Source organism: Pinirhizobacter sp. (assembly GCF_035317885.1).
Classification (GTDB): Bacteria; Pseudomonadota; Gammaproteobacteria; order Xanthomonadales; family Rhodanobacteraceae; genus Pinirhizobacter.
Genome location: NZ_DATHFX010000284.1, coordinates 1 through 10771 on the forward strand (window position 1 = coordinate 1; position 10771 = coordinate 10771).

Annotated in this window: 13 protein-coding genes; 5 read left to right on the forward strand and 8 right to left on the reverse strand. The window is 62.2% G+C overall.

Annotated elements, in window-relative coordinates:
• Nucleotides 1-650: 650 nt before the first annotated feature.
• The 4 genes from VK519_RS09215 to VK519_RS09230 all read right to left on the reverse strand — a co-directional run bounded on the left by VK519_RS09215 (nucleotide 651) and on the right by VK519_RS09230 (nucleotide 2859).
• Nucleotides 651-1526 (reverse strand): hypothetical protein, encoded by an 876-nt coding sequence (locus VK519_RS09215; RefSeq protein WP_324349235.1) that lies wholly within the window; start codon nucleotides 1524-1526, stop codon nucleotides 651-653.
• 386 nt (nucleotides 1527-1912) lie between these two features.
• Complete coding sequence (locus tag VK519_RS09220) at nucleotides 1913-2035, reverse strand: hypothetical protein (RefSeq protein WP_324349237.1); 123 nt, start codon at nucleotides 2033-2035, stop codon at nucleotides 1913-1915.
• A gap of 3 nt (nucleotides 2036-2038) precedes the next feature.
• Nucleotides 2039-2527 (reverse strand): SRPBCC family protein, encoded by a 489-nt coding sequence (locus VK519_RS09225; protein ID WP_324349238.1) that lies wholly within the window; start codon nucleotides 2525-2527, stop codon nucleotides 2039-2041.
• Nucleotides 2524-2859: an ArsR/SmtB family transcription factor gene (locus VK519_RS09230; protein ID WP_324349240.1), complete on the reverse strand. Its 336-nt coding sequence runs from the start codon at nucleotides 2857-2859 to the stop codon at nucleotides 2524-2526. Before VK519_RS09230 ends, VK519_RS09225 begins: the two co-directional genes overlap by 4 nt.
• Before the next feature lie 146 nt (nucleotides 2860-3005).
• Between VK519_RS09230 and VK519_RS09235 the strand changes: the two genes are divergently transcribed.
• Together VK519_RS09235 and VK519_RS09240 are read left to right on the forward strand one after the other, a co-directional pair.
• Nucleotides 3006-3344 carry a DUF6152 family protein gene (locus tag VK519_RS09235; protein ID WP_324349242.1) on the forward strand — a complete coding sequence of 113 codons (339 nt, stop codon included), beginning with the start codon at nucleotides 3006-3008 and terminating at the stop codon, nucleotides 3342-3344.
• Nucleotides 3345-3355: 11 nt separating this feature from the next.
• On the forward strand, nucleotides 3356-3826 hold the full coding sequence (locus tag VK519_RS09240) for a hypothetical protein (protein WP_324349244.1): 471 nt from the start codon (nucleotides 3356-3358) through the stop codon (nucleotides 3824-3826).
• Nucleotides 3827-3835: 9 nt separating this feature from the next.
• Here the strand turns inward: VK519_RS09240 and VK519_RS09245 are convergent, their stop codons facing one another.
• The 3 genes from VK519_RS09245 to VK519_RS09255 all read right to left on the reverse strand — a co-directional run bounded on the left by VK519_RS09245 (nucleotide 3836) and on the right by VK519_RS09255 (nucleotide 7226).
• Nucleotides 3836-5383 (reverse strand): SDR family NAD(P)-dependent oxidoreductase, encoded by a 1548-nt coding sequence (locus VK519_RS09245; protein WP_324349246.1) that lies wholly within the window; start codon nucleotides 5381-5383, stop codon nucleotides 3836-3838.
• 84 nt (nucleotides 5384-5467) lie between these two features.
• Nucleotides 5468-6226: a superoxide dismutase gene (locus VK519_RS09250; protein WP_324349247.1), complete on the reverse strand. Its 759-nt coding sequence runs from the start codon at nucleotides 6224-6226 to the stop codon at nucleotides 5468-5470.
• A 43-nt stretch (nucleotides 6227-6269) separates the two neighbouring features.
• Nucleotides 6270-7226 carry a chromate resistance protein ChrB domain-containing protein gene (locus VK519_RS09255; protein WP_324349249.1) on the reverse strand — a complete coding sequence of 319 codons (957 nt, stop codon included), beginning with the start codon at nucleotides 7224-7226 and terminating at the stop codon, nucleotides 6270-6272.
• 166 nt (nucleotides 7227-7392) lie between these two features.
• Between VK519_RS09255 and VK519_RS09260 the strand changes: the two genes are divergently transcribed.
• The 3 genes from VK519_RS09260 to VK519_RS09270 all read left to right on the forward strand — a co-directional run bounded on the left by VK519_RS09260 (nucleotide 7393) and on the right by VK519_RS09270 (nucleotide 10480).
• Nucleotides 7393-8304, forward strand: a complete 912-nt coding sequence (locus tag VK519_RS09260; RefSeq protein WP_324349251.1) for a YncE family protein — start codon at nucleotides 7393-7395, stop codon at nucleotides 8302-8304.
• Between the two features lie 74 nt (nucleotides 8305-8378).
• Nucleotides 8379-9026, forward strand: a complete 648-nt coding sequence (locus VK519_RS09265) for a cytochrome b (protein ID WP_324349252.1) — start codon at nucleotides 8379-8381, stop codon at nucleotides 9024-9026.
• Complete coding sequence (locus tag VK519_RS09270; protein WP_324349253.1) at nucleotides 9026-10480, forward strand: glycosyltransferase family 2 protein; 1455 nt, start codon at nucleotides 9026-9028, stop codon at nucleotides 10478-10480. Before VK519_RS09265 ends, VK519_RS09270 begins: the two co-directional genes overlap by 1 nt.
• Before the next feature lie 33 nt (nucleotides 10481-10513).
• Here the strand turns inward: VK519_RS09270 and VK519_RS09275 are convergent.
• The coding region (locus VK519_RS09275; RefSeq protein WP_524538986.1) for a type 1 glutamine amidotransferase family protein at nucleotides 10514-10771 on the reverse strand (258 nt) is incomplete at its 5' end.

Consider the following 10771-nt stretch of genomic DNA (forward strand, 5'->3'; position numbering starts at 1 on the left):
GGCGCCAGGCTATTGCGCGCCTCGTCCAGGCGCGCCTCCACGTCCACTCCAGAGAGGTTGGTCACTGGTGGCTGCTGGGGCTGGTCGGTTGCAAGGGCCAGATGGGGAATAACCGAGGCGCCGAGAAGGGCGGCGATCCGAAGAGCGAGGGGCTTGACTTTCATGCGCGGTTCCGGGTCTAGAGAAGCTATGTTATAACATAGCCATTTTGTGGAGTGCCTATGCCGAAAGTCCTTCATCAGACGTCACCGAACGCTGCCCCGGCCGCAGTCTATCGCTCATTGGATTTCCTTCACCGGCACGGGTTCATCCATCGACTTCCGTCCATTCACGCCTATGTGGTCTGGCGTTTGGACGATGGTGCGGAAGCCCCGACTGCCCTCATCTGCGATAGGTGCCAGGCCGCCACGCTGGTAGATATGCGACCGGACTTCTCCACGGTCAGCGACGAGGCGAAGGCCTTGGGATTCGAACTGGCCTCCGGCGCGCTCGAGGTCCATGGCACGTGTCGACAATGTCGGGACGCTTAAGGAATGTCTGCTTCGGGTCGAAAACCGCCCCTGCCCTACCCTTGATAACGCCTTCTAGCCGCCGGGCCAATCGCGGCCTACGGCTACCGCAGCCATCGAAGGACGCGCTGTCGCGTTGGACTACTCGGCGGCAGCGCGCTGGGGCGTGTCGGCTGGGCACCAGGGCTTCAGGCGCCTGCCCGCGCGGTACAGATCGATGCATTCACGCATTTCGGCCTTGAAGGCCAAGTCAGGCGTGTTTATCGGGCAGCCAACCGACAGTGGCTTGCCGTCCTTGTACTCGGCGATGCAGGTCGACAGTGGCAACGTGATCGGAGTCGGGTCGCCCACCAGCGACGGCGGCGGTAGATTGAGGCGCGCGTCGGAGTTCTTGCGCGAGGCCGGCGGCGGAGGCGCGCCGCACAGCATGGTGGAAGCCGTACTGGGTTTGTCGGGATCGCACAGGCTTTTGGCGATCTCATGGATCGCATCGCCTATATGGCGACCCACCGCACCACCGGCTGTCTCGTCCGGCGGCGGGAAATATTTCTCGAAACGCGTGGCCTTGTAGTGCATGCGGTTGCTGTCGTGCTGCATGATCTGACGATCGTCCGCAGGCTTGACCGGTTTGGCCTCGACTGCTGCCGAGGTGTTCGTCGGCGCGGGAGCTAGACGTATCGAGCCATTCTTGTTGAACAAACTGATGGCGGCCGGTGTGGCCACGGAGGCCGCCGGCGCAGGTGCCGCCTCATGATCTTGCACGACCATCGCATCACGGCGTGGTTTCTCGTGGCGTGCTGCCGCCGCCCGCTGCGGCGACACCAACTCGGGTAGCGTGGGTGGCGCTGGCGGCGGCGCTGTACGCGGCGCGCTGGTGTCATCCAGCAGACGCACGACCAGCTTCTGCTCGCTATCGACAGGTGCTGGCTGCTTCGGGGACCACAGCGTCAACGCGAACAACATGTGCAGAGCCAATACCAAAGCCAGCACGAGCACGTTCGCCCGACGCGTCAGCACCGGCTGTCGCCAGCGCCTGTGACCCAAGGTCTGGTGATCTCGGCCCTGCTCCGTACGTTCGATGACACAACCTCATTCAAGCCAATTACCCGCGCAAATACTTACGCATACCCTCAGCGCGTGTTGCGGCCATCGTTAGTAGACAGGCTATTTCATCAAGGGTTCCCTTGATGGAGCGCGCAATGGTTCGTGGTCGCATCATAGAGTGCAGGGCCGGACGCTGCCATAGCACGGGGCACGGGATTCAGAACCCTTTTACCAACAGTCCGTTTTTCACAAACGAGTCGATCGCCGCGGCGTCATGGCCCGGCATCATATGGAGCGCGGGCTCGCCGGCATGAAGGCGATGGAGTTCGGTCAGTTCCCCCTGGACCTTGTTGCGATCCTCACAGGTCGGCGCGGGCCATCGCGCCACTCATCCGTGCATACGCATCACTGTCGAACGCCGAAACGCTCATGGACTTGCCGATGCCCATGTCGAGCGCGGCGTCGAGGACGGCATGCTGCACCCCTTATCGCATCGACTCCACATGGGCGATCAACTGGGCCATGGCAATCTCGGTGCCCTCCTGCCAGCCGGACTCTTTGTTCGCTTTGCGGTCGGCTTCATTCCTGTGCAGCGCAGTAAAGCGGTAGCGGGTTCCAGACCCCTCGGTTTCAAGCGTGAAAATCGCCGTAATGGGTACATCGTCGAAGACGGCCGGGCGATAGCCGGGGAATAGCATCGAGGTCCAAACCAGACGCTCCTGGGGAACAGCTTCCAGGACACAACCGAGATTGGGAAATTCCTTGCCATCGTTGGTTGCGATGTCGATGCTGAAGACACCGCCCGGGCGCAGGTCCATCTCGGCGCGTGCCACGCGTCCCCAAACTTTGGGCATGTACCACTCTTTCAGGTGCTCCGGCTTCGTCAACGCTTCCCAGACGAGCCGCGCGGGGGCATCAATGAAGCGCTCGATGGTGAAATCCAGGTTCGGATCAAGCGTGAGTTGGCTATTCATGACTTCGATTCCTTGAGGTTTTTGACGTATTCGTCGAACCGGTCAAGTCGGGACTCCCACAGCTGACGCCGCTCGGTGAGCCAGTTCTCGGCGATCTTGAACATTTCCGGTGCGATCTCGTAGGTCCGGACGCGCCCTTCCTTCTTCGACTTCACCAATCGGCTCTTCTCGAGTAGGGATAGGTGCTGCACGAACGAAGGGAGCTTCATGTCGAACGGCGCCGCCAACTCACTGACGGAGGCCGGGCCACTGAAAAGCTGCTCCAGTACCTGCCGCCGGGTCGTGTTGGACAGGGCATAAAAGACGTCGTCGACAACGGCGGATTGGGCCATGGCCATATCGGTCACTTATTGGAGGAGTTTGTCCGACGGCCGCAGTCTGTCAGGGTCTTATACTTAGGTCAATACCTAAGTATTGAGTTCTGCCGACGGGCTGCGCGAGCGTATAGTCAGGGTGCCCTGAAAAACAGGAGATCGTCATGAAACGCTGGTTATTGCTGGCCGTCCTGACGGCCACCCCTGTCCTGGCGCATCACGGCTGGGCCGAGTACGACGCGAGCCGACCCTTGAACCTCACCGGAACGATCGAGACCTCGAGCTACACCCAACCGCACGGCCATGTCCGTCTGAAGACGGACAAAGGCAGCTGGGATGTGGTGCTGGCGCCGCCGTCACGCATGGAAAGCCGGGGACTCGTCAAGAGCATGCTGGAGCCCGGCCAACATGCGGTGGTCTACGGCTATCCGCACCGGACAAAGAGCGATGAGATGCGCGCCGAACGCATCACCATCGGCGACAAGACGACGGAATTGCGCTGATGGGGGACGGCGTGGCCAGCTGGCTGGCGGCGACGCCGCTGGCCCAGGCCATGCGCGACAGTCCGTGGCTTTATCCGATCGTCGAAATTGTCCATATCTTCGGCTTCTGCATCCTGGTCGGCGCAGTCGCGCTGTTCGACTTGCGCGTGCTCGGCTGGGGCCGCGCGCTGCCTGTATCGACGTTGGGCCGTCACCTGCTGCCCTGGTCGCTTGCGAGCCTGGTGCTGGTGGTGCCCGCCGGGCTGATGATGTTCTCCACCCAGCCGCAAGCCTTCCTTGCCAATCCGGTGTTTCTCCTGAAGCTGACCCTGATCGCGGCCGCCGGCGCCAACGCGCTACTGTTTCACGTCGGCGTCTACCGTTCCATCGCGGGATGGGAGACGGGACTGCCAGCACCAGCGCTGGCCAAGGCGCAGGCGCTGCTGTCGCTGGCCTTGTGGCTGGGCGTGATCTGCTGCGGGCGGCTGCTCGCCTATGTCTAGGCACCGACCTTACCAATCGGTCGGTCGATAATCCTTCAGGAACTGCCCCCACACGTGTTCGCCGGTGTTGATGCCGCTGATGATCGGATCGACGATACGCGCAGCGCCGTCAACGATGTCCAACGGTGGGTGGAAACGCTCTTCCAGCACCTTTTTCGCTGCCAACTCGGGATCCTCGTCGGTTACCCAGCCAGTGTCCACGCTGTTCATGTGGATGCCGTCGTTGTGGTAATCCGTGGCCGAGGTACGCGTCATCATGTTGAGCGCAGCCTTCGCCATGTTGGTGTGAGGGTGGCGCGTGGTCTTGAAGTTGCGGTAGAACTGGCCTTCCATCGCAGACACGTTGACGATGTGCTTGTCGCGCTCGGGTGTGCGCAGCATCAGCGGCTTCAGTCGTGCGTTGATGATGAACGGCGCAATGGCATTGACCAGTTGCACTTCCAGCAATTCCACCGAGGGTACCTCGGCCATCAGCAACCGCCAGGAATTCCGTTCGCGGAGGTCAATCTGCTGCAGATCCTGGTCGAGCCTGCCCTCGGGAAAGAGGTGACTCTGCGCCACAAGTTCATCGGGCAGCAACGGCATCTGGGATAGTTCGGCGGCGCGGGTCAGACCGGGCAGCGCCGGAACACCCGCTTCGGGCAGGATGTTGGAGCCGCGCAGGCCCTCGTAGTGACCGACCAGCTTGCGCACGTGTTCGGGCATGTCGTGCAGCGCTGCGGTCTCGCCGTCCATCATGTGCGCGTAGAAGTCGGGTGGACGACGCACGGTTTGGCAGGCGTTGTTGATGATGAAGTCCAGTCGCGGCCGCGTGGCGACCAGTTCCTGGCAGAATGCTTCGACGCTGGGCGTGTGGCGCAGGTCCAGTCCGTAGACTTGCAGGCGATGGCCCCACTCGCCGAAGTCCGGTTCCCCGGCGTAACGTGCCGCCGAGTCGCGCGGGAAGCGCGTGGTGACGATCAGTTCCGCGCCGGCGCGCAGCAACTTCAGGCCGGCTTGATAACCGATTTTCACGCGGCCACCGGTCAGCAGCGCGACGCGGCCGCGCAGATCAACCAGTTCGGTGCGCTTGGCGTAGTTGAAAGCAGCACACGCCGGGCACAACTGATCGTAGAAAAAATGGATCGCCGAGTATTTCTTCTTGCACACATAGCAGTGCTTGGCCTCGATCAATTCACGCGGCTGCGCGGCGTCGGCATCGGGCGTGATGTCGTTCGCCTCGAAACCCTCCGGAGCAAACACATTCGGTGTGGTGAACACCGGCTTGCGGCGCAGTGCACGGATACCGGTCTGGTTAAGTACGGTGTCCTCAGCCTTGATTTTCGACGCATGCCGCGCCTTCTGGGCAGCCTTCAGCTTGATCCGGCGCTCACCCGGATCGGGGTGATAGACCTGCGCCACTGCCTGATACAGGCGCTGGCGGTCTTCCGCCGGCAGGCTGTCCAGCAATAGTCGATTGTCCGCAACGGATTCAAGCAGCTGCGCGGCTGCGCGTAGGCGCTGCAGCAGTGCGGTATCGGCGTCACCAGGCGGTGGCGTGGAAGTGGTCAAGAGCATGATCCGTATCGAGGAAGGCAGCACGGTGTGCGATGCAGAAGTGGCATCGCACATGGCAGGCCGCGTATTTTGCCAGTTTTTGGCTCAGGCGGTTTTAGCTGCCTCGGCAAAGCGGTGGGCACTGGCCAGCCGCGTCGCCACCGCGCTCCAGCGGATATTCTGGAAGAAGGCATCGACGTATTTGGGCGCGGCCGCACCGTAATCCATTTGGTAGGAATGTTCATACATGTCCATGACCAGCAGCGGCCACGTTGCGGCGGGGCCATGCAAGTGGTCCCACAGCCAATAGTTCTCGATCTGCCCGGTGTGCAGGTTGTAGCCGAGGATCACCCAGCCCGAGCCGCCGCCCAGGCCGGCCCCCATCTTGCGGAACTCCTCCTCCCAGGCCTCAAAGCTGCCGAACGCCTCGCCGATGGCCCGGCGCAGCGAATCGTCGGCCTGGCCGTCGCCGCCAAGGTTCTCAAAATAGAGTTCGTGGAACACCACCGAGCCGGTGCGCATCAGGTGTTCGCGCTTGAGATCGTCATAGACGTAAGGCGGCGTCTCCTTGTCGGCCAGGGCCAGGGCGAGCTTCTGCTTGACCGTATTCAAGGCTTTCACCGATCCGCCGTAGTTATTCTCCCAATGCGAGCGAATCAGCTTCTCGGAAATACCGCGCAGCTTGGTCGGGTCGAACGGCAAAGGCTTAGGCTCGTGCCGCGGAGCGAAGGCGGGGCTGGCGGACGTTGGTGCGCCTGCACTGCCGCGGGTTTGGTCGGCGGCCACGCTGGTGCCGGCTAACACAGCGCCGGCCACGGCGACCGAGGCAGTCTGCAGGAATTGGCGGCGGGAAGCTTCGTTCATGGCGTTATCTCCTTGGGGACGGAAAAAATTCATCAAGCGCGGCTCAGCGGGAATCGTGGGTGTAGGCGGCATACAGGCTGTCGAGGACCGGCCCGACCGTGCGCAGTAACGCGTCATCGTCCGGCTGCGTAGCGCGGGCACCGGCCATGATCGCGGCGAAGCCTGCCGCCTCGGGTACGGGGACGCCACCGACGTCGAGGTAATGGACCATGTTGCCGAGTCGAGCCAATGCGCGATCCTCGCCGAGCGAGAAGCTGGCCAGGAGGACTTCGAACGTCACCCGCGCGCCGCGATGGGTAAAGGTGGCACCGTCGAAATCGAATCCGATGGCGTTTCGGGGGCAATCTTGAGGGCGCGCCAGCCAGAGGAAGGTTGCTTTGTGGTCGATGAAACGCGCGATCAACCATGCCGAGGCCACACGGTCGATCCACAAATGCGCGCGAGTGGCCCAAAGTCGATCGCGGTAGTCCGAGGGATCGCACAACGGAACATCGCCCTGGATAGCATGCGGTTCGTCAGGCGAGAACCGGGCATTCAAGGCGGCTTCGGCATCGGCCAGCGCACTTTCCACTTGCTCGCGCGTCGGGCCTGGGAAGAAGTCGATATCGACTACGGCGGCCAGGTCACGGCGCAGCACGGCCAGTTCCCGGCGGGCGGCGGGTTCCTCCATGGTCGGCACTTTCGCCTTCAGGGCGCCCAGCTGGTCGAAGAGTTCGCGATAGTCGTTCCCGCGATCGAAGAGCGCCATCAGCGTCGCTTGTTGGATCTCGTCCTGGCTATCGAAATCGATGATCTGCGCACTGCCGTTCGCGGCCACCACCTCGGTGGCTTGTTCGGCAAATACAGTGCGCGCCGTGTCCGTGGACGGCAGGATATAGACACCATCCCGCAGGGCACCGGCACCAGCCGCCTTGAGGGCACGCCAGACGCGCATACGGGCGGTCTGGGTCTGCCCCGGAAGGCTGCTGACCAGCATAATCCAGCGAACGGCATCATTCATGTAACAAACACTACGCCACTGTTATGTATCCTACAAGCTCTTCAATCCGTCGGGTACGGGAAGTTAAGCCATGGCGAGAGCTACGTTTTTTCTTGCGCTGTGGGCATGGGCCGGCCTGGCTTGCACCGGGTGCGCCGCCAGTCCGCAGAGTTCCGGGTCCCTGCCCTTGACCGTCGTCGCCGACGCGCCGCTCGGTGGCGAGACCACACGCATGGATTACGCCAGTTATGACGTTGCACGGCACTTGCTGTTCATCGCGCACCTGGGCGACAGCGCCGTGATCGTGTTCGATACCCACGCCCAGCGCGTTGTCACGCGAATCCTGGACGTGGACGACGTCCATGGCGTGCTGGTCGTACCCGAGCTTGATCGGGTCTACGCCACGGCGACGGGCAAGAATGAGGTGGTCGCTATCGATGAGGGCAGCCTGAAAATCGTGGCTCGTGCCCCCGCCGGACGCTATCCCGACGGCATGGCTTATGCGCCCGAAGTGCACAAGCTCTACATTTCCGACGAGCACGGCGCTACCGAAACGGTCATCGACGTCCGCACAAACCAACCGGTAGCGACCATTCCGGTCGGCGGCGAAGTCGGTAACACGCAATACGACCCGGTGTCGAAACACATCTTCGCCAACGTGCAGACCCGTCGGCAGCTGGTCGAGATCGATCCCATCAGCGACACGGTCGTCAGCCGAATGGATTTGCCAGGTGCCAAGGGCAACCACGGCCTGCAGATCCTGCCCGAAGCACGATTGGCCTTCGTCGCCTGCGAGGACAACCACATGCTGCTGGTCGTGGATCTCGTCCGGCGGCGTGTTATCCAATCTTTCGAGGTGGGCGACGACCCAGATGTTCTGGCCTACGACCCTGGACTGGGCTGGGTCTACGTCGCGAGCGAGTCCGGCACGGTGTCGGTGTTTGCGGTAAGCCAGGGCACTGTGAAGAAACGGGGCGAGGGCCCGTTGGGCCCGAACGCGCATGTGGTGGCAGTCGACCCGGCCACGCATCGGGCATATTTCCCGCTGAAGAATCTCGGCGGCCGCACCGCGTTGCGCGTCGTGGCGCCCCTACCCTGAGTCGCTTGCGGAGCGCCGCGGATGCAACCATCTGCGTCTATTCTGGCACCAACCAGCTTTCATCGCAGACCATCGTGAAAGCTTCCCAAACCATTGAACCGAACTCTCACGCGAAACCGACGCAAGTTCCTTCAGGCAAAGCGTTGATTGAGGACACGGTTCGCTATACCCATATCGCCATGCTTCTGCACTGGGTGATCGCGCTGTTGATCATCGTCAATATCGCCCTTGGCCTGGGCGCCAGTCTGCTGCCAGCCTCGATACTGTCCGATACGGATGTGCGCGTCGTGGTTGACCTGCACAAGTCCATCGGCATCACGGTGCTCGGGCTGGCCATCTTGCGCGTGCTGTGGCGGCTGATGCACCGGCCGCCGCCGCTTCCGAGCGGGTTTCCTGGCTGGGAAAAGGCCATGGCGCACGCCGCACACATCGCGCTTTACGTGCTGATATTCGCGCTGCCACTCAGTGGATGGGCGCACGACTCGGCGTGGAGCGCCGCCGCATCGCATCCGATGCATTTGTTCGGCCTGCTGCCATGGCCGCGCATTGGTTTTCTGATGCATCTTGATCCTGGCCTTCAAGAACAACTGCATACGCAGTTGGGCACGCTGCATACAGCGTGCGGTTATGCGCTTTATGTGGTGCTGGCGCTGCACATTCTTGGCGCGCTCAAACATCAGTGGATCGACCGCCGTCCGGTGTTGGGACGGATGCTGCCGTGATGAAGGCGCCCCTTTCTGTTCTTGATCGCGCGCGGGCGCTCACCTCGCCGCGCATCTCGCCCGTGCGCACACCCCTGATAAGCATGCTGATTCACGGTGGCGTGATGGCGCTGTGGGTGGTGTTGTTCGCGCAGGCGTTTTTCCTGCATGGCGTCATGGCCTGGTCCACCGGTGTTGCGTATGTCATTTACGACACGCTGCTGCTTGCCTTCGTAGCGTGGAAATCATTCTCGCTGATCAAGCCGTTGCCAGCTGTTGCGGCCAGTCGACCCGCACCGACGCTAGGCGTGGCGGTTGCCGCGCATAACGAAGCGGCAGTGCTGTCGATCACACTCAATGCGTTGCTCGGCCAGACCCGCGTGCCAACGCAGATTGTGATTGCCGATGACGGATCGACCGATGGCACCGCCGAACTTCTGGCTGAACGCTATGGCTTGGTTGACCCCGGCGAGGGCAAGCTGAGCGAGCCGAGTCCGTCCTTTCCCGCGTTGCGCTGGTTGCGCATGCCTCACGGTGGCAAGGCGCGTGCCTTGAACGCGGCGATCACCTTGATGACTACCGACACGGTGATGACCGTCGATGCGGACACGCTGCTTGAGACGGAAGCGTGTGCGGCGATGTCCCATGCGTTTGCCGTATCGCCAAACCTGGTGGTCGCCGCAGGATTGTTGTCGCCGGTGTGCAGTCGCACGGCCAGTGGTCGGTTCTTTGAGTGGTTCCAGACCTACGAATACATCCGCAACTTTATTTCCCGCTATGCGTGGATGCGGGCGCATAGTCTTCTTCTGGTCTCCGGTGCGTTTGCGTGCTTTAGACGCGACGCCATGTTGACCGTCGGCGGCTTCGATCCGGATTGCCTGGTCGAGGACTATGAGCTGATCCACCGGATGCGTCGCTATGCCCTCGATCGCGGCCTGGACTGGGATGTACGCGTGATCGGCGGCGCCAGGGCGCGCACTGATGCACCAAGCACGTTGCCAAGCTTCCTGCGTCAGCGGCGACGCTGGTTCGCCGGCTTTCTGCAGACGCAGTACTGGTATCGCAGCATGATCGGCAATCGGCGTTACGGCCTGCTCGGCACGCTGATGCTGCCGGTCAAGGCTTTCGATACGGTGCAGCCGCTCTATGGATTGACTGCCTTTTTCCTGCTGCTCGCCTTTCTCTTTGGCGGCCATTTCGCCATCGTGCTGCCGGTGTTGATCATCATCCTGGGCAAGATCGCCATCGATCTGGCGTTTCAGGCCTGGTCAGTGCATTTGTACCGACGCTGGAGTGGCGACAGCAAAACCTCGAGTTTTGGCATGGCCTTGCTCGCGTCGATCCTGGAGCCATTTTCATTCCAGTTGATGCGTCATGGCGGCGCGGCACTTGGCTGGTTGTACTTCCTGCTGAGGCGCAGCGAGTGGGGCACCCAGCACCGGGAAGGGCTCAATACGGTCGAGGAAGGACGCTAGTCAGAGCCGCGGTGCTGGCGGCGGGCGTCGGGGTCAAGCCAGGATGCGGACCGCTGCCTCGCGTGCAAAGTAGCGCCGCTTGGCCCCTTCTATAAAGTCATCGACCGCCTTGGCCGCAACGACCCCTTCATCGGCTTTCAGGCCGGCGGCATCGAACAGAGCACGGCCGCCATCATCCAGGGCGAGCATCTTGAGGTGGCCGAACGCGTCGTGGACAAACTGGATGGCTGCCGCCTCACCGCTCAACTGCGCTGCACCCTTGTCCGACAAGACGACCGCCACGGCATCGAA

Bases quoted from the DNA above. Each gene is read 5' to 3' on its own strand.
- VK519_RS09225 (WP_324349238.1), bottom strand. From the start codon at position 2,527: ATGAATAGCCAACTCACGCTTGATCCGAACCTGGATTTCACCATCGAG.
- VK519_RS09230 (WP_324349240.1), bottom strand. From the start codon at position 2,859: ATGGCCCAATCCGCCGTTGTCGACGACGTCTTTTATGCCCTGTCCAAC.
- VK519_RS09235 (WP_324349242.1), top strand. From the start codon at position 3,006: ATGAAACGCTGGTTATTGCTGGCCGTCCTGACGGCCACCCCTGTCCTG.
- VK519_RS09245 (WP_324349246.1), bottom strand. From the start codon at position 5,383: ATGCTCTTGACCACTTCCACGCCACCGCCTGGTGACGCCGATACCGCA.
- VK519_RS09250 (WP_324349247.1), bottom strand. From the start codon at position 6,226: ATGAACGAAGCTTCCCGCCGCCAATTCCTGCAGACTGCCTCGGTCGCC.
- VK519_RS09255 (WP_324349249.1), bottom strand. From the start codon at position 7,226: ATGAATGATGCCGTTCGCTGGATTATGCTGGTCAGCAGCCTTCCGGGG.
- VK519_RS09270 (WP_324349253.1), top strand. From the start codon at position 9,026: ATGAAGGCGCCCCTTTCTGTTCTTGATCGCGCGCGGGCGCTCACCTCG.